The organism is Streptomyces sp. NPDC050423 (assembly GCF_040655445.1).
Classification (GTDB): domain Bacteria; phylum Actinomycetota; class Actinomycetes; order Streptomycetales; family Streptomycetaceae; genus Streptomyces.
Genome location: NZ_JBFAJY010000043.1, coordinates 46,302 through 64,294, shown reverse-complemented (window position 1 = coordinate 64,294; position 17,993 = coordinate 46,302). Strand labels below are relative to the sequence as shown.

General features: G+C 71.3%; 14 protein-coding genes and 1 pseudogene. 6 read left to right on the top strand and 9 right to left on the bottom strand.

What is annotated here, in order from left to right; translation table 11 throughout:
- From AB0I52_RS27310 to AB0I52_RS27285, 6 genes are all read right to left on the bottom strand, one after another.
- Window positions 1–888, bottom strand: coding sequence for an ABC transporter substrate-binding protein (locus AB0I52_RS27310; protein ID WP_363076931.1), 888 nt, complete (start codon window positions 886–888; stop codon window positions 1–3).
- Window positions 889–1,647, bottom strand: coding sequence for an ABC transporter ATP-binding protein (locus tag AB0I52_RS27305; RefSeq protein WP_363076929.1), 759 nt, complete (start codon window positions 1,645–1,647; stop codon window positions 889–891).
- The gene (locus AB0I52_RS27300; protein WP_363076927.1) at window positions 1,644–2,507 is read right to left on the bottom strand and encodes an ABC transporter permease; all 864 of its coding nucleotides are present in this window, start codon (window positions 2,505–2,507) and stop codon (window positions 1,644–1,646) included. The genes AB0I52_RS27305 and AB0I52_RS27300 overlap by 4 nt, the downstream gene beginning before the upstream one ends.
- Complete coding sequence (locus tag AB0I52_RS27295; protein ID WP_363076925.1) at window positions 2,504–3,523, bottom strand: NrtA/SsuA/CpmA family ABC transporter substrate-binding protein; 1,020 nt, start codon at window positions 3,521–3,523, stop codon at window positions 2,504–2,506. The genes AB0I52_RS27300 and AB0I52_RS27295 overlap by 4 nt, the downstream gene beginning before the upstream one ends.
- A gap of 20 nt (window positions 3,524–3,543) precedes the next feature.
- The gene (locus tag AB0I52_RS27290; protein WP_363076923.1) at window positions 3,544–4,548 is read right to left on the bottom strand and encodes an ABC transporter substrate-binding protein; all 1,005 of its coding nucleotides are present in this window, start codon (window positions 4,546–4,548) and stop codon (window positions 3,544–3,546) included.
- Between the two features lie 126 nt (window positions 4,549–4,674).
- Entirely contained in the window at window positions 4,675–4,785 is a 111-nt protein-coding gene (locus AB0I52_RS27285; protein ID WP_317867271.1) for a putative leader peptide, read from the bottom strand.
- A 193-nt stretch (window positions 4,786–4,978) separates the two neighbouring features.
- Here AB0I52_RS27285 and AB0I52_RS27280 point away from each other — a divergent pair, with 193 nt between their 5' ends.
- From AB0I52_RS27280 to AB0I52_RS27270, 3 genes and pseudogenes are all read left to right on the top strand, one after another.
- Window positions 4,979–5,761 carry an IclR family transcriptional regulator gene (locus tag AB0I52_RS27280; protein WP_363076920.1) on the top strand — a complete coding sequence of 261 codons (783 nt, stop codon included), beginning with the start codon at window positions 4,979–4,981 and terminating at the stop codon, window positions 5,759–5,761.
- A gap of 104 nt (window positions 5,762–5,865) precedes the next feature.
- Window positions 5,866–8,124, top strand: a complete 2,259-nt coding sequence (locus tag AB0I52_RS27275) for a DEAD/DEAH box helicase (protein ID WP_363076918.1) — start codon at window positions 5,866–5,868, stop codon at window positions 8,122–8,124.
- Between the two features lie 260 nt (window positions 8,125–8,384).
- Window positions 8,385–8,561 (top strand): annotated as a pseudogene (locus tag AB0I52_RS27270) (restriction endonuclease); the annotation flags it as partial.
- A gap of 49 nt (window positions 8,562–8,610) precedes the next feature.
- Here the strand turns inward: AB0I52_RS27270 and AB0I52_RS27265 are convergent.
- Window positions 8,611–9,681 (bottom strand): multicopper oxidase domain-containing protein, encoded by a 1,071-nt coding sequence (locus AB0I52_RS27265; RefSeq protein ID WP_363076916.1) that lies wholly within the window; start codon window positions 9,679–9,681, stop codon window positions 8,611–8,613.
- 262 nt (window positions 9,682–9,943) lie between these two features.
- Between AB0I52_RS27265 and AB0I52_RS27260 the strand changes: the two genes are divergently transcribed.
- Window positions 9,944–12,436: a ThuA domain-containing protein gene (locus AB0I52_RS27260; protein WP_363076914.1), complete on the top strand. Its 2,493-nt coding sequence runs from the start codon at window positions 9,944–9,946 to the stop codon at window positions 12,434–12,436.
- On the top strand, window positions 12,433–14,670 hold the full coding sequence (locus AB0I52_RS27255) for a family 16 glycoside hydrolase (RefSeq protein ID WP_363076912.1): 2,238 nt from the start codon (window positions 12,433–12,435) through the stop codon (window positions 14,668–14,670). Before AB0I52_RS27260 ends, AB0I52_RS27255 begins: the two co-directional genes overlap by 4 nt.
- A gap of 20 nt (window positions 14,671–14,690) precedes the next feature.
- Here the strand turns inward: AB0I52_RS27255 and AB0I52_RS27250 are convergent, their stop codons facing one another.
- Together AB0I52_RS27250 and ligD are read right to left on the bottom strand one after the other, a co-directional pair.
- Window positions 14,691–15,812 carry an ABC transporter permease gene (locus tag AB0I52_RS27250; protein WP_363076910.1) on the bottom strand — a complete coding sequence of 374 codons (1,122 nt, stop codon included), beginning with the start codon at window positions 15,810–15,812 and terminating at the stop codon, window positions 14,691–14,693.
- Window positions 15,809–16,819, bottom strand: coding sequence for a non-homologous end-joining DNA ligase (gene ligD / locus AB0I52_RS27245; RefSeq protein WP_363076953.1), 1,011 nt, complete (start codon window positions 16,817–16,819; stop codon window positions 15,809–15,811). Before ligD ends, AB0I52_RS27250 begins: the two co-directional genes overlap by 4 nt.
- Before the next feature lie 97 nt (window positions 16,820–16,916).
- Between ligD and AB0I52_RS27240 the strand changes: the two genes are divergently transcribed.
- Entirely contained in the window at window positions 16,917–17,981 is a 1,065-nt protein-coding gene (locus tag AB0I52_RS27240) for an ATP-dependent DNA ligase (RefSeq protein WP_363076908.1), read from the top strand.
- The last annotated feature ends 12 nt before the right edge of the window (window positions 17,982–17,993 follow it).

Here is a 17,993-nt window from a genome sequence, read left to right as displayed (position 1 = left end):
TCATACCGCCTTTTCCGCGGCCGTACGGGCACGGGCGTGGCCGACGGTGACCGGGCGCTCGATGAAGCCGGTGCGGTGGAAGATGTCGGCGGCCTCCTGCTGTTCCGCGATGAACGCGTCCGTGACCGGTTCGATCGTCCAGGGCAGGGTTTCGAGCGCGGTCTCCCAGTCGTCCGCCGATCCGCCCAGGTCGGCGGAGGCGATCTCGGCCGCCTGCCGGGGGTGGGCCGCCGCCCAGTCGTCGGCGCGCCTCAGCGCCCGGGTCAGGGCCTCGATGACCTCCGGCCTGGATTCCGCGAGGTCGCGGCGGGTGAAGAAGACGGAGCGGTCGCTGATGACGTCGCCGGTACGGATCAGGGTCCGCAGGCCGCCGGTGCGCCGGGCGGCGGCCAGCCGGTCGCCCTGGGCGACCCAGGCGGCGATCTCCCCCGTGCGCACCAGTTGTTCGCTGTCGTCGTCGCTGCGGACCGCGGTGATGTCGTCGGCGTAGGAGAGCCCGGCGTCGTCGAGGGCCTTGGCGATCAGATGGGTCTGCCAGGAGCCGATCGCGAGGTGCACGGTCGAGCCCTTGAGGTCGGCGACTGTGCGCACCGGACTGTCCTGGGGGACGAGGAGCGCGCCGTGTTCGGGGCGCGGGGCCGAGACCGCGGTGTAGACGATGTCGTGGCCGGCGGCCTGGGCGGTGATCGGCGGGGTCGATCCGGTGCCGCCGAAGTCGATGACGCCCCGGGTCAGGAGCTCACCGGTACGCACGCCGTTGGTGTACGGGTGGAAGACGACACTCTCGCCCAGCGGGGCCAGCTCCTCCTGGGCGAAGCCCAGACGGGAGAGGTGGTACAGGTGGTAGAGCGAGGGGTTGCTGCTGTGGACACCGATGGTCAGGGTCATTCAGATCACTCCGGCTTCGGCACGGGCGGGGGATGGGGTGGGCTTCGGGGCGGTCTCGACCCCGAGGTCGTCGAGCAGGCGCCGGCGCAGCGCCGCGAACTCCGGATCGCCGGGGTCGCGCGGCCGGGCGACGTCGACGGTCTCGTCGGTGACGAGCCGCCCGTCGCGCAGGACGGCGACCCGGTCGGCCAGCCGTACGGCCTCCTCGACGTCGTGGGTGACCAGCAGAACGGCCGGCCGGTGCCTGCGGCACAGCTCGCCGACCAGGTCCTGCATCCTCAGCCGGGTCAGGGCGTCGAGCGCGGCGAACGGCTCGTCGAGGAGCAGGAGTTCGGGTTCACGTACCAGGGCTCGGGCGAGTGCCACGCGCTGGGCCTCGCCGCCGGAGAGTGTGGCCGGCCAGGCCTCGGCGTGACGTTCCAGACCGACTTCGGCCAGGGCCCTGAGCCCGTGCGCGGAGCGGCTGCGCGGCAGCGCGACCGTCACATTGGCCAGGACCTTCTTCGACGGGACGAGCCGGGGCTCCTGGAAGACGACGGTGCGGGCCTCCGGGACGAGCACCTCTCCCCCGTCGGCGCCGTCGAGGGCGCCGAGGATCCGCAGCAGCGTCGTCTTCCCGCTGCCGCTGGCACCCAGCAGGGCGACGAACTCCCCGCGGGCGATGTCGAGCCGCAGCCCGTCGAGGACGGCCCGGTCGCCGAAGACCCGGCGCAGGCCCCGTACCCGTACGGCGGGGGCGGAGGCCGCGGGGGCGGTCATCGGGCGGCTCCCTGCGGGGTGCGCCACGGCATCAGCACGCGTTCCAGCAGCCGTACCAGGATGTCGGCGGTGAGTCCGAGGAGCCCGTAGACGAGGATGCAGACGGCGAGGATGTCGGTGCGGGCGTAACTCTGGGCCTGGGACATCAGATAGCCGATGCCGGCGGTGGCGTTGATCTCCTCGGCGGCGATCAGCGCGATGACGCTGAGTGTCATGGAGAGCCGCAGCCCCGCGAGCAGCGACGGCAGCGCGCCGGGCAGGACGACTTCGCGTACGAGGGCGAGCCGGCCCATCCCGAAGCTGCGCATGGCCTCGATGAGTTTCGGGTCGGTGTCGCGCACCCCGCTCGATGTCGACACGTACATCGGGAAGGTGGTCGCGACGGCGATGAGCAGGATCTTGGCCGTCTCGTTGATCCCGAACCAGACCATGAACAGCGGCACCAGCGAGAGGAACGGGATGGTGCGCAGGGTCTGGAGCGAGGAGTCGAGGAGTTCGTCGCCGAGCCTGGTGAAGCCGGTGGTGATGCCGAGCGTCAGCCCGGCGGCGAGGCCGATCAGCAGGCCGAGTCCGGAGCGGGTGAGGGAGGTGGCCAGGGCGTCCGGCAACTGCCCGTTGCCCCACAACTCGCCTATGGCGCTCAGCACTTCACTGGGCGATGCCAGTACGTCGGCGGTGAGCAGACCGGTCGCGGAGGCCACCCACCACAGGGCCAGCAGTGCCACCGGACCGATGGTGCGGACGGCGAGGGCGTAACCCCGGCCGCGGGCCCTGCGGAGCTGTGGGCGTGGCACGACGAGACCGGCGGGCGGGGCCGTGTCGCCCGGGTCGGCGCGCCGCGCGGTGAGGGCGTCGCTCATGTCAGCTTCCCGATGTCCAGCAGGTGCGCCGCGACATCGACCTCGGCCCTGGTGACCTTCTGCTCCGCGTAGAACGCGGCGACGGCCTTGAAGCGCTTCGTGTCCTCGGGGCCGATGGGCTCGACCGTGCCGCCCTTGGCGGTGAACTCCACCTGGACCGCCTTGGCCTTTCCGGTGACGGCGGTCGGACCGACGTCAGTGAAGACATTGAGGTACGCGGCCGGGTTCCGCTTCTCCTTGGCGCCGGCCTCGTGGAGGTACTGGTAGAGCGCCTTCACGACCTTCGGGTGCTGCTCGGCGAAGTCGGTCCGCACAGCGTTGAGGCTGTAGTTGTCGGAGCCGATCGCCGCTCCGTCGGCGACGAAGTGCGCCTTTCCGCTGCCGATCTCGGCGACCGCGTAGGTGGCCCAGACGGCCCAGGCGTCGACCTTTCCGGCGTTGAAGACCGCCGCGGTCTGATCGGGCCGCAGATAGACCCGGGTGACCTTGTCCGCCGGGATGCCCGCCTTGGCGAGGGCCTTCAGCAGCAGGTACTCGCCGGTGCCGCCCTGGTTGACGGCGACCTTCCTGCCGACCAGATCCGCGACCGAGCCGATCCCCGAGCCGTTCCTGACGAGGATGCCCTCCCCCGCCGCGTCCGGGGCGACGGCGGTGAAGAACTTGAAGCCGGGCCGCTGGGCGAGCGAGGTGATGCCGGAGGTGATGGAGCCGGTGGCGACGTCCAGCTGGTCGGCGTTCATCGCCTGGGCGGCCGGGGCGAACGGCCCGGCGCTGCCGGTCCACTTCACCTCGGCACCCTCCTTGGCCAGGGCCTTGTCCAGGCTGCCGTCCTTCTTGCCGAGGGCGAGCACACCCGAGTTGCCGGGGTCGGGGATGCGGACGGCCACCGTGGAGTCGCCGGAGCCCTTGCCGCCGCTGCCGGCCTGCGAGGTCCCGCAGGCGGTGAGGGCGACGAGCGCGGTGAGGGCGAGGAGTGCCGGAGCGCCGGCCGTACGCAGTGATCGGGGGAGTTTCATGGGGCGGGGGTCCTCTGGGCTCATGGGGCGGAGGTTCGGCGGGCGGGATCGGTCGCGCGGCGCAGGGGCCCGGGGTCGGCCCAGGCCGCGACGTCGACCGGCTCGGGCAGGAATCCGTGGGCGCGCAGCCCGGCCTCCTGCGCGGCGAGCAGGTCGAGGCGTTCGGCCGACAGGCTGGGGTGGAGGGTGAGGTGGGTGCCGGGCCGGTAGGCGCCGGCGACGCCGTCGGCCCCCGCCCCGGTCTCCGCGCCGAGGATGCGGTCGACCTCGGCGGGCTGTCCGGCGGCCCAGTCGGCGGCCCTCAGCAGCACGGCGAGGAAGCGGTCGACGAGGTCGGGGTGGTCGTCGAGGAGCCGTTGGTGGACGGTGATGGGGCGCGGGGTGCCGTTGTTGACCCGGAACCGGGGGTCGGGCAGTTCGTCGAGCTCGACGGCCACCTCGGCGCCGGCCAGCCGGGCCGCCTCGACGGCCAGCGCGCCCTTCACGTACACGGCGTCGACGTCACCGCGCCGCAGCGCGGCCAGTTCGGCCGCCCACTGGCCCTCGTGTCCGGCGGCCGGTACGTCGACGGGCACGGCGTCGTCGAGCGCCAGCCCGGCGGAGGCGAGCGCGCCCTCGAAGCCGCGCAGCGCCATGGCCCGCCAGAAGTCGATGGCGATGGCGTGCCTCGGCACGGCGAGCCGGAGCCCGCGCAGTGCGTCGGCGCCCCGGATTCCGGAGCCGGGCGCGACCAGTACGGTCTGCCGTTCCTCGATCCAGGTGAGCCCGACCAGCCGGGTCCGCTCGCCGCGCGAACGGGCCCACAGAGCGGGCACGTTGCCGCCCTCCCGGAAGAGCCCCGGCAGGGCGTGGGTGTAGTGCGCGGCGCGGTCGGCGTCCGGGCCGGCGTCCTGGAGGGAGCGCACGGCGATGCCGTCGGCGGCGAACTCGTCGGTGAGCCACTGCCGGTCGGCGGCGATGCCGGTGGCGGTGGGTACGGGACAGCGGGTGAACCAGAGCGTCCGGGGCAGGACGGCGTGCGTCATGGAGTCTTCCCGAGGATCGGTGAAGCGGGGGCGGGCATGGCGCGCAGGTCCCGGATCCGGGCAGCGCGTACCGCGAGGGACCCGTGCCGGGGGCGACGCGGGAGGAGAGCGGGGAGGGTGAAGCGGTCAGCGACAGGCGGCGCTGGACACGCGGGCCAGGTCGATGTGACGGCGCAGCGTGAGGGCGAGCGGGACCGGAGCTGCGTGGACGGGGGTCGCGGTTCGGCGGCCTGCCATGGCACTGCTCCCTTCGGCTCGTCGGTGGTGACGGGCCGCAGCCTGCCACGGACCGGATCCGGCCCACAACTCGCTTCCCATGATGTGGGACCAGGTGTGAACACAGTGTTTCCCGGGGCTGATTGCTGCCTGCGTGCCTCCCGTAATGTGGCAACCTCAGGCCCCGCATCCCTCACGAGCGGAGAGTGAACCCATGACCGAGGCCGCCGCGGTACGCGCGCCCGGTGGAGCGCAGGCGGTCCAGCGCGCCCTGGACGTCCTGCACTGTTTCCACGACAACGGCCCCGACCTGGGCGCGTCGGATCTCGCCCGCCGCCTCGCGCTGCCGGTATCCACGGCCCACCGGCTGGCCCGCACCCTGCTCGGCGCCGGGTTCCTGGAACAGGACGCCCGCACGTCGCGCTACCGGCTCGGGCCCGCCGTGACGGAGCTCGGCCGTCTCTCCTACCACCAGCGCGGGCTGCATCTGGCAGCCCCCGAGCTGGCGGATCTCGCCGAGCGCACCGGCGCGACCGCCGACCTCGCGCTGCGCAGCGGGCCTCACGCGGTGATCGTCGCGGGCGGTTCGGTGACTCCCAAGGTGGGACTGCGCCGGCCGCTGCACTCCACCGCGCTGGGCAAGGTGCTGCTGGCCTGGGCGAGGCCGGGCGAGGGCGGTCCCTCCTCGCTGCCCCCGCTGCCCGCTTTCACCGACCGCACGATCGTCGAACCCGCGGCCCTGGAGGCGGAGCTGGCCCGGGTGCGCTCCGACACCTACGCCGTCAACGACGGTGAGTCGGCCCCCGGGGTACGCACCCTGGCGGTGCCGGTGCTGGACGGCGCCGGGCGCGCCCGTTTCGCCCTGGCGGTGCGGGCCACCCCGTCGGTGATCACCGACGGGCGCACCGACTGGTTCCTGACGCAGGCACGCTCCTGCGCCCGCGCCCTGGAGGTCCTGCTGCTGTCACCGGTGGAACGGCGCCCGCCAGCGCCCTGAGCCGCCGGGTCCGTCCGGGTTGTCAGCAGCGCATGGGACGATACGAGTCGCTCCGGCCGGCTGCCGGGCGGAGCGGTGGAGACCGCGGGGACAAGAGGACGTACATGACTGAGGCCGGGGCCGCGGAGGGCGGGGCGACGACCGGGCGGGCGGCCCGGGAGCTGCTCGCACGGGCCGAGGGACTGCTGGGCGCCGCACGCGGGGTGCTGGCCGATCACGGCCGCGCCGTCGATGCCGTACGTGCCGCCCTGGACCCGCTGCTCGACGCGCTCGTCCGCGACGAGCTGGCGGCCATCCCGGCGTCCCGGCTCAAGGACGTCACCGAGGGCCGGCTGCGCATCGGCGCGGTGGAGCAGGCCGGTCTCACGACCGTCGGGCAGGTGCACGGGGCGAACCGCTACGAGCTCCGCCAGATCCCCGGGGTCGGCGCGCAGACCGCCGACCAGGCACTCGCCGCGGCGGGCCAGATCGCCCACGCGGTACGGGACACGGTCACGGTGCGGATAGCCGTGGAATCCCCGGACGACGCCACGACCGCCCTGGTCACCGCGTTGTACCGGCTGGTCGAGGCCGGACCGGATGTGCGGCGGGCGGTGGACGGCGCCCGCGGTCTGACCGAGCGGCTGGATCCGCTGCTGGCCGCGGCGGCGCCCGCGAGGGGACGGCTGCGGATGCTCTTCACCCGGCGGCCCGACCGGGCGCGGGCACTGGCCGCTCTCGCCGCCGCCCAGGCGGTGTTGGCGGAAGCGGCGGAGCGTGAACTCCCGCTGCTGTTCGGGCAGGTGTCGGTCGATCTGCTGCGCGATCCGGACTCCGCGGTCGCGGCCTGGGTCGACTTCGAGGTGCGCTCCGCCGAGTACTACAGCCTGCTCGCCGAGATGTCCGGCACCGGGCCCGACCGGGACGCGGCCGAGGGTTTCCTGCCGTCCGGGATCGCTGACCGGGTACGCGGGCTGCGACTGGACGACGCCCGGCTGCGGGTGTCGTTGCGCGGCTACCAGTCGTTCGGTGCCCGCTTCGCGCTCGCGCAGAAGCGGGTGATCCTCGGCGACGAGATGGGGCTCGGCAAGACCGTCCAGGCCATCGCCGCGCTGGCCCATCTCGCGGCCCGGGGCGAGACGCACTTCCTGGTGGTCTGTCCGGCGAGCGTGCTGATCAACTGGACGCGGGAGGTCCGGGCCCGTTCCACGCTGCGCGCACTGCCCGTGCACGGTCCGGAGCGGCAGGGCGCGTTCGCGGAGTGGCGCGAGGCCGGCGGGGTCGCCCTCACCACGTTCGACGCCCTGCACACGCTGCCCCTCGCGGGCGACTGCGGCATACGGCCCGGCATGCTCGTGGTGGACGAGGCCCACTACGTCAAGAATCCCGCCACCCGCCGCTCCCGGGCGGTGTCCGGCTGGTCGCAGCGCACCGAGCGCGTGCTGTTCCTGACCGGTACGCCTATGGAGAACCGGGTGGAGGAGTTCCGCAGCCTCGTCCGCCAGCTCCAGCCCGAACTGGCCCCGTCGATCAGCACCAGCCACGGCGCCGCCGGATCCCAGGCCTTCCGCCGGGCCGTCGCTCCCGCCTATCTGCGCCGCAACCAGAGGGACGTCCTCACCGAACTCCCGGCGCTGGTGCAGGTCGACGAGTGGGAGGAGTTCAGCCCGGCCGATCTGGTGGCCTATCGCGAGGCGGTCAGTGCCGGGCAGTTCATGCGGATGCGCCGGGCCGCGTACGCCTGTCCGGCCACCTCCGCCAAGCTGCACCGGCTGCGCGAGCTGGTCGCGGAGGCCGCGGGCAACGGCCTGAAGGTCGTGGTGTTCTCGTACTTCCGTGACGTGCTGGAAACGGTCCGCCAGGCCCTGGGCGAGGGTGTGTTCGGCCCGCTGTCCGGGAGCCTGCCGGCCGCCCGGCGCCAGGAGCTGATCGACGGCTTCACGGCGGCGGACGGCCATGCGGTCCTGCTGAGCCAGATCCAGGCCGGCGGGATCGGGCTCAACATGCAGGCCGCCTCGGTCGTCATTCTCTGCGAGCCGCAGATCAAGCCGACGATGGAGCACCAGGCGGTGGCCCGCGCCCATCGGATGGGCCAGATACGCACGGTCCAGGTGCACCGGCTGCTCGCCGCGGACAGCGTCGACCAGCGCATGCTGGACATCCTGGCCCGCAAGGAGCGGCTGTTCGACGCGTACGCACGGCGCAGCGATGTCGCCGAGACGACGCCGGACGCCGTGGACGTGTCGGACGGGTCGCTGGCCCGCCGCATCGTCGAGGAGGAACAGCAACGCCTCGCCGCGGAGGCGCGGGCGCAGGCGGGCGCGAAGGCGGAGGCCGGTGTGGACGCGGACGCCGGGAGCGCGGTCCCGGGGGACGGCGCCTGAAGACCGCCGCGATGACAGCAGGGCGTCCCCTGCGGGATTCGGCCAGGGGATCGTTTTACTGCCATTCACCGCTCGCGCTCGTCGTCCTCCTCCGGCCGCGCCGACGTACAGGGCCCCGTTTCGCGAGCGGCGTTGCGTGGTCCGGCCGATGAGTCCCCGGACGCGCAGAGGCCGGGCGACGGCGGCTCGACGCGGGGCGGGAAGCGGTCCGCACGCGGGGCCTGCGGTACGAGCTGCCCCGGCTGGACGCCCTGCACCACATCGCGGTGATCGTGCCGAACGGCAGGGTCACCGCCCCGGCCGTGCTCTTCGCCGGACAGCAGCGGCTGCACGTCGTCGACCGGCAGACCCTCGCCGTGTGGGCGTCCGGTTCCCGTCCCCTGTGGGAGCTGCTCCGGGCCGTCCCGCCGCCACGCGGGCCGACCGCCCCGTCCTGAGCGGTCCGCGGCCCGGCCGGGAGCGACGGGGCACAGCCCTCCCCACCCGTCAGTGGCTGTCGTGCGACGCGGCTCTGTCCGATGTCCTGGCGCCGGACGCCTTGGCGTCAGGAGTCTTGGCGTCCGGGGCCTTCGCGTCCGGCGTCTTCGTGCCGTGCGATGACATGGAGTGCGCGTCGTGCCCCGGTACCGTCCCGTCGGGCTTGGCCACCAGCAGCATTCCCGCCATGCCCATGTCGGAGTGGCTCTGCACATGGCAGTGGTACATCCAGGCACCCGCGCCCACGTGTTCACCCGCGATGACCTGGAAGCCGAAGGAGTCCGCCGGTCCGACGATCTTCGTGTCGATGACCCGGGTCGGGTCGTCGGGGCCGGTGAGCAGGCCCGTGCGGTTGTCCGCCCAGCGGTGACCGTGGACATGGAAGGTGTGGTAATACTCGCCGTGCGTGATCATGACGACTTCGAGCCGGTCCCCCACCGTGGTCTCGAAGTCGGGGCTCTTGTCTGCGGGCTTGTTGTTGATCAGCATGTCGTTGAAGACGATCGTGATCGTCTTGTCCGGCAGGATATCGCCCTTGCGCCGGACGATCACCGGCCCGTACAGCCCCTTGCGAATGCCGCCCGTGCCGTGGTCGGTGCCGACGACATGGTCGTGGTAGTGCCAGTAGCCCGCACTGCCCGCCTGCCAGGTGCCGTCCTTCCTCCGGCCCGGGGCGTGGGTGCGCCAGGTGTAGGTGCGGGTGTCGCCCGGTTCGACGATGCTCTTGTTCATCCGCGTGCCGTCGCTCGCGATGTCGTAGTCGACGCCGTGCGCGTGGAGACTGGCCGCCACGTCCATCGTGTTCTCGAACTCGATGTGCAGGGTGTCGCCCTCGTTGATCTCGATGAGCGGCCCGGGGATCGACGCCTTGCCCTTCTCGAACCCGTACCCCATCTGCCCGTCCGGCAGCTTCTCCGCGTACATCTTGAGGTGGCGGACCACTCCGCCCGCCGGGGCCGTCCGGGGCGGGTTCTCGGCCGAGGTGGCCTCGATCGCGCCAAGGGACAACGATGTCACGCCGGTTGCCGCCACCACCCCGCCGCCCATCAGAATCCGCCGGTTGAAGCTGCGTCGATCCATGTCGAACTCCCCACTTTCAGACGGGTGTTGCGGAGAAAACCAAGGCAACTACGGTGCACGGCGCAGAGGTATGCAGGTCATGGCAGTCGACGCCGTCGGGCACGGGTGGCCTCGGGGACGGGCCATACCGTAGCCCGGGGATCTTCGTTTATCCACACTAAGGACAAAGTTCGTGTGATTGCTGCCATAGCTATTGGCGAGTCGCGAAAAGAGGTCTAGCTTCATGCGCTGTTGCAGTGACCAAAGAGGGGTGGGTGACCACATGCAGCGCACACCACATCACAGGTCCAGATCGCGACGCGGACTTGCGGCGGCCGTAGCGGCCGGCGCACTGACCGCATCCCTGCTCGGCGGCAATGCCGCCAGTGCCAGGCCGTATCCCGGACCGCACGAGTCCATGGCGACAACGTTGTCCCTTCCGTCGCCGCCCGGCGGCGCGAACGTGAAGGTACTGGTCTTCCATGCCTCCGCGTCCGAGGAGTCCCCTACGGTCGACGCCGGGATCGCGGCGATCGAGAAGATCGGGCTCACCGGTCCGGAGGCGGGCCGCTTCAAGACCGTGGCCAGTGACGACCCGGCCGTCTTCACCAACGGCAAGAAGCTCGGCACGTTCAACGCCGTCGTCTTCCTGACGGGCGGCGGCGACGTCCTGGACCCGGAGCAGGAGGCCGGTCTGGAGGCGTACATGGAGGCCGGCGGCGGCTTCCTCGGCATCCATGACGCGGCGCGCACCGAGCCGTACTCGGACTGGTTCACCGGACTGGTCGGTGCCCGCCCGGCGGCCGGCAGCCCCACCTCCGTACAGCGTGCGACGGTGGAGATCGGCGACAGGCAGCACCCGGCCACCAAGAACCTTCCGCTGGAGTGGAAGCGTCCCGACAAGTGGCTGAACTGGAAGGAGAATCCGTCCGGCGACGTGCACACCGTGGCGCGTGTCCGGGAGATCACCTACAAGCCCGGGGCGAGCGCCAACGGCTGGGACCACCCGGTCTCCTGGTGCCGTGACTACGACGGCGGCCGTTCCTTCTACACCGCGATGGGCGGTACGGTCGACAGCTTCGCGGAGGCCGACTTCCGTGACCACCTGCGCGGCGCGCTCGACTGGACGACCCGGATCTCGCAGGCCGACTGCAAGGCGACGATCACCTCCAACTACAAGGCGGAGCGGGTCACCCAGCCCAATCAGCCCGGCCAGAACGACCAGATCGGCGAACCGCACGGGCTGGTGACCGCCCCCGACGGACGCGTGCTGTACATCGGCCGCGGCGGCGCCGACAGCAGCGTGCCGGTCGTCACCGACTGGAAGGACCCGAACGTCGGCAAGGGTCTGGGCCAGATCCACGTCTACGACCCGAAGACCAGGAAGGTCACCCTCGCGGGAGAGCTGACGGTCTTCGGCAACAAGGGCGGCGGCGACGAACTGGTCAAGGTCGAGGAGGGTCTGCTCGGTATCGAGCTCGACCCGGACTTCGAGAAGAACGGCTGGGTGTACCTGCACTACACACCCCACGACAAGATCGACCGCGACAAGCAGATGGCGGTCCGTCAGGTCTCCCGGTTCACCATGGACCTGGCCACGAACAAGCTGGACCTCTCCTCCGAGAAGGTGCTGCTGCACTGGCCGGTCCAGATCCACAGCTGCTGCCACGCGGGCGGCGGCCTGGCCTGGGACTCCAAGGGCAACCTGTACATCGCGGCCGGTGACAACAACTCCTCGCAGTTCAGCGACGGTTACTCGGGCAACAACCCGGAGCCGAACTACAAGGGCGTCTCGTTCGCCGATGCCCGGCGCACCGCGGGCAACACGAACAACCTCAACGGCAAGATCCTGCGGATCCACCCGGAGGACGACGGCACCTACACCCTGCCCGAAGGCAATCTCTTCACCGGCAAGGAGCCGGACGAGGGCGGCGGCAAGACCCGCGGCGAGATCTACGTGATGGGTGTGCGCAACCCGGCGAGGATCTCGATCGACAAGTCGACCGACACGCTGTACGCGGGCTGGGTCGGCCCCGACGCGGGCGAGCCGAGCACCACCTGGGGTCCGGCCAAGTACGACACGTTCGCCGCGATCACCAAGGCGGGCAACCACGGCTGGCCGTACTGCATGGGCAACAAGCAGCCCTACCGGGACCGCAATCTGCCCGACCCGGGCAAGCCGCTCGGCTGGTACGACTGCGACCACCCCAAGAACGAGTCGCCGAACAACAACGGTCTGGTGAACCTGCCGCCGATCACGTCCAACACCATCTGGTACTCGCCGCAGGGCGGCGGCGTGGACTACCCGCGCGACGCGAACGGCATCCCGAGCTACAAGGTGGAGGACCAGAAGGAACTCCTGCCCTGGCTCAAGGGCGGCGGCCAGGCCACGATGAACGGCCCGGTCTACCGGTACGACGCGGCGAACACCAGCGCCGAGAAGTGGCCCTCCTACTGGGACGGCAAGTGGTTCGTCGGTGACTTCTACGACGACACCCAGCCGCGGCACGCCGTGCTCACCGACCCGAAGACGGTCGGCAAGGGCGGACTGCCCACGCACGCCGAGTCCCTCAAGGAGATCATCCCGGTCGGCGCGAACGGCATCCGCAACCTGATGGACTGGAAGTTCGCCCCGGACGGTTCGCTGTACGTCCTGGACTACGGGCGCGGCTTCTTCACCTCCGACTCCAAGTCCGCGCTGTGGCGCGTGACGTACAAGGGCGGCGCACCGACCCCGGCCGTCAATGACCTGGCCAGGAAGGCGGCAGTGCAGTGAGACACCGTTCGATCTTCTTCCGAAGGCGGTCGCGGCCCGCCCGGCTGTGGCTCGCCCTGCTGGGGTCGTTCCTGATGGTGCTGGGACTGACCTCGACGGCGGCGTACGGGCGTACGGCGGCCCCGGTCGGCACGGCGGCCGACCAGGTGCTCACCTGGACGGCCGGCAACCCCATCGACCGCTATCTGTCCGCGCCGAAGACGGCGGTGGCCGGCAAGGCGACCATCGTCTTCGAGAACAGTGAGGGGACCGGGAACACCTCCGGTATGCCGCACACGCTGACCTTCAGCGTGTCGGACCCGGAGTTCAACAACGACGTCCCGCTGAACCTGCTGGCCAACCCGGGCGACGACGCGGGCGGCAAGCGGACCGCGGAGGTCACGCTCACGCCCGGCCGGTACTTCTACCACTGCACCATGCCGGGGCACGAGGCGATGCAGGGCATCCTGACCGTGACCGACGGGGGCGGCGGTGAGGACACCACCGCACCCGAGACCTCGGCGAAGGTCGACGGCGACAAGAACGCCGACGGCGCCTACATCGGCCAGGCGACGGTCACCGTCGCCGCCACCGACGAGGGCTCGGGCGTCGACACCGTCGAGTACGCGGTCGGGGCCGACGGCGCCTGGCAGCCGTACACCGCGCCCGTCGTCGTGAACGAGGTCGGCGCGCACACCATCCGCTACCGCGCCACCGACAAGGCGGGCAACGCCGCCGCCGAGAAGACGGCGGAGTTCACCGTCGCCGCACCGCCGACCGACGACACCACGGCGCCGGAGACCTCGGCGACCGTCTCCGGTGAGAAGGACGACCAGGGGCGGTACCTGGGCATGGCGACGGTCACCGTGACCGCCTCCGACACCGGGTCCGGCGTCAACACCATCGAGTACGCGGTGGGTGCCGACGGCGCCTGGCAGCCATACACCGGCCCCGTGATGGTGCACGAGGTGGGGGCGCAGACGGTCCGCTACCGCGCCACCGACAAGGCGGGCAACGCCGCCGCCGAGAAGACGGTGGAGTTCACCGTCGTCGAGCCGCCGACCCAGGACACCACGCCGCCGGAGACCTCCGCGAAGGTCGAGGGCGACAAGAACTCGGACGGCGCCTACCTCACCAGCGCCAAGGTGACGGTCACCGCGACCGACGCCGACAGCGGGGTGGACAAGGTCGAGTACTCCCTCGACGGCGGCCCCTACCTCGCCTACTCCGCCACGGTCATCGTCGACCGCGTCGGCTACCACACCGTCGCCCACCGGGCCACGGACAAGGCGGGCAACACCTCCGGAGCGAAGCAGACGTCGTTCACCGTCGCGCAGAGCGGCGGCGTACCGGCGCCGAACTGCCCGGAGTTCGACGAACGGCTCACCGTCATCGTGGGCACCGTCGACACCGGGGTCCCCAACCGCATCACCGGCAACCGCTGCACGATCAATGAGCTGATCGAGGACGAGAAGGACTGGTCGTCGCACGCGCTGTTCCTCAAGCACGTCGACAAGGTCCTCGACCAGCTGCTCACCGCCGGGGTGATCGACGCCCGCGAGCAGAAGAAGATCCACAAGGCCGCCAAGCAGTCGGGGATCGGCAAGCCGGGCCAGGACGAGGGCTATCACAAGCTCTTCGACGGCACGGCCGCCTCCTTCGCCAAGTGGCAGCAGGTCGGGGGCGGGCAGTTCTCGCTCAACGAGGAGGACGGCTCGCTCAACAGCTCCACCACGGTGGACGGCATGGGCATGCTCTGGTTCCCGGGCCGGCAGTACGGGGACTTCTCGCTGAAGCTCCAGTGGCGGGACGACGCCCCCGGCACGGGCAACGCCAACGGCGGTGTCTTCGTGCGGTTCCCGAATGTCCACGACAACCCGGAGGAGTCGAATCCGGAGTGGGTCGCCATCAAGTACGGCCATGAGATCCAGATCAACGACCGGCCGGACGGCGACATGTACAAGACCGGTTCCGTCTACGGGTTCGACCGGGTGGGTCTCGGCGGCGCCGGGGTCACCCCCAAGGGCAGCTGGAACGACTACGAGATCCGGGTGGTGGACCAGCACTACTCGATCTACCGCAACGGTGTTCTGCTCAATGAGTTCGACAACAACGGCGGTCAGCTCTTCGAGCCGCCGCGGGACGACGACCCGGGCACCGACGGCCGGCGGTACGCCTCCGGCTACATCGGGCTCCAGGTCCACAGCACCTCGGACGTGATCTCCTACCGGGACATCCGGATCCAGGAGCTCTAGGCCCAACGGCCGGGAGTGGTTCAGGTGGCCGCGGCCGCATGCTCAGGCATGTGGTCGCGGCCTCCCTGTTTCCGGTGGGTTCCCACCCAGAAGACCGTGCCGGAGACCAGGGCCCAGCCCGCGAGCACCAGGAACGGGAAGATCCGCTGATGCCCCTGGTAGTAGACGGCGGTGTGCTGGGCGTTGACGGAGGCGCCGGGCGGCAGCCAGCGTCCGATGTGCCCGAGCACCGAGGGCAGCAGCGGCCAGGACACGGCCCCGCCGGAGGACGGGTTCCCCAGGAGCACCAGCAGGCCCCAGGTCGGGATCATGGCCCAGCGCCCCAAGAGGGTGTTGAACATGAGGAAGACCATGCCCGTGGTGAACATCGTGAGCGCCAGGATCAGCCAGGACTCGAAGAACGGCAGATCGACGGCGCCCAGCAGCCAGTCCACCACAGCGGCGATGCAGAACCCGCCGAGCAGCGCGTAGGCGATCGTGAACGCGATCCGTTCGAGCGGCCGCAGGCCACTGGCGTGCACGTTCAGCTGGATGGAGCCGACGAAACCGATGATGACGGCGGCGAGCGAGATGTAGAAGAGCGCGAGCCCGCGCGGATCGCCCTTGTGGAGCGGTTTGACGTCCGTGACGGAGACGGGGACGCCGAGCGTGTGCCCCACCTTCACGGCGGACTGTGCGAGCACCTGGGCGACGGCGGCCCCGGAGGCGCCGGCCACGTCGAGTGACACCCCCCGGCTGCCGGCCCGCACGATCGCGAAGACCTGCTGTTCCTCCAGCGCCTCGCGTGCCTCGGCGGGGGTCGCGAAGACATGGATGACCAGCGAGGCGTCCAGGGCCTCGTCCATCGCGGCGACGAACTCCATGCCGCGAGCCGTGTCCGGCCGGCTGACCACGGCGGTCGGGATCCGGTGCGGGGTCGGGTTGGCCATCGCGTACGTGTAGGAGCCGGCGAAGAGCCCGGCGGCGGCCGCGAGGATGAGCATGATCACTGTCGCCGGGAGGTAGGGCGACTTCTTGTACGCCGCCCACCTCTGACCGGGGTTCGGCGGCCGGCCGTGGGCTCCGTGCGGCGGAGCGGGATCGGGTGCGGGCGCGGCCGGGTCGGGGCCCGGCGTGGTCGGGTCGGGACCGGGCTCGCTCATCCTTCGCCGTCCTCGTCGTGCCGGGCGCGGCTCGGCTGGACCCGTTTCGGTTCGCCGGGCATCTTCGGGTACTCCGGCGGGTACGGCATGTCACCCAGCCCGCGCTCCCGCTCGTCGCGGTCGGCGAGCTCCAGGAGCCGGTCGAGCCGGAAGGCGTGCTCATCCATGTCCGCGTGCACGTCGCCCGTTTCCGCGTACCGCGCCGGCATGGTCCGGATGTCGAAGTCGCGCGGTTCCGCGTCGTCGATCTCCTCCCAGCGCAGGGGCGCCGAGACCGGGGCGTGCGGGCGGGGGCGCACGGAGTAGGCGGAGGCGATCGTGCGGTCCCGGGCGGTCTGGTTGAAGTCGACGAAGATCCGCTCGCCTCGCTCCTCCTTCCACCAGGCGGTGGTCACCCGGTCCGGCATCCGGCGTTCCAGCTCCCGGCCCGCCGCGATGGTCGCCCGCCGGACCTCGGTGAACGTCCAGCGGGCCTCGATGGGAACGAAGACATGGATGCCGCGGCCGCCGGAGGTCTTGGGCCAGCCGCGCAGACCGTGGTCGTCCAGTACGGAGCGCAGCTCGTGGGCGGCCCGCACCGCGTCGGCGTACCCGGTGCCGGGCTGGGGGTCGAGGTCGATGCGCAGTTCGTCGGGATGGTCGGTGTCACCGCCCCGGACCGGCCACGGGTGGAAGGTGAGCGTTCCCAGGTTGGCGGCCCAGATGACGGCGGCCACCTCGGTGGGGCAGATCTCGTCGGCCGGGCGGCCGCTGGGGAAGGCGATGCGGGCGGTGGGGATCCATTCGGGGAGGTTCTTCGGGGCCCGCTTCTGGTAGAAGAACTCACCCTCGACCCCGTCCACGAAGCGCTGGAGGGTGGTGGGCCGGTTGCGCAGGGCACGGGTGATGCCGGGACCCACGGCCAGGAAGTACTCGGCCACGTCCCTCTTGGTGTAGCCCTTCTCCGGGAAGTAGACCTTGTCCGGACTGGACAGCCGGACGGGCCGTCCGCCCGCGTCCAGTTCCACCGCTTTGCCCGCTGCTGCCATGTCGGCCACGGTAGGCCGAGCACACATATGCCGCATATCGGGAGACTCTGATCGTCGGACGGTCCACAATCGGGGCATGGATCTGCCGGTGATGCCGCCCGTGAAGCCGATGCTCGCCAAGTCCGTGTCCCGGATCCCGCCGGGCATGCAGTACGAGGCCAAGTGGGACGGCTTCCGGGCGATCGTGCACCGGGACGGCGACGAGGTGGTGATCGGCAGCCGCACCGGAAAGCCGCTCACCCGCTACTTCCCCGAGCTGGTCACCGCGGTCCGGGACAACCTGCCGGACCGCTGTGTGATCGACGGCGAGATCGTGGTCGCGCACGAGGGACGGCTCGACTTCGACCGGCTGAGCGAGCGTATCCACCCCGCCGACTCCCGGGTACGGCTGCTCGCCGAGCAGACCCCGGCCAGCCTGGTCGCCTTCGACGTCCTCGCCGTGGGCGACGACTCCCTCCTGAGCGCACGGCAGTCGGAACGGAGAACGGTGCTGGAGGCCGCACTGTCCGGCACATCGGCACCCGTCCACCTCGCCCCGGCGACCACCGACCCGGCCGTCGCCCAGGAGTGGTTCGAACGGTACGAGGGCGCCGGTCTCGACGGGGTCGTCGCCAAACCGCTCGATCTGCCCTACCGGCCCGACACCCGGGTGATGTACAAGATCAAGCACGAGCGGACCGCCGACTGCGTGGTCGCGGGCTACCGCCACCACAAGAGCGGCCCGGTCGTCGGCTCGCTGCTGCTCGGCCTGTACGACGAGGCGGGTGCCCTCCAGCACGTGGGGGTCTGCGCGGCCTTCCCGATGAAGCGCCGCGCGGAGCTGGTCACCGAACTGGAGCCACTGGTGACGGACTTCACCGGCCATCCCTGGGGGGCCTGGCAGGACGCCGGGGCGCACGAGCACGCCCGGCTGCCCGGCAACCCGAGCCGGTGGTCCGGCAAGAAGGACCAGTCGTGGGTGCCGGTGCGCCCGGAGCGGGTCTGCGAGGTGGCGTACGACCACATGGAGGGCGACCGGTTCCGGCACACGGCCCAGTTCCGCCGGTGGCGGCCGGACCGCACCCCCGCCGGCTGCACGTACGCGCAGCTGGAAGAGGTGGTGCGGTACGACCTGGCCGAGGTGCTGTCGGCCGGCGGCTGAGCCGGACGGGCC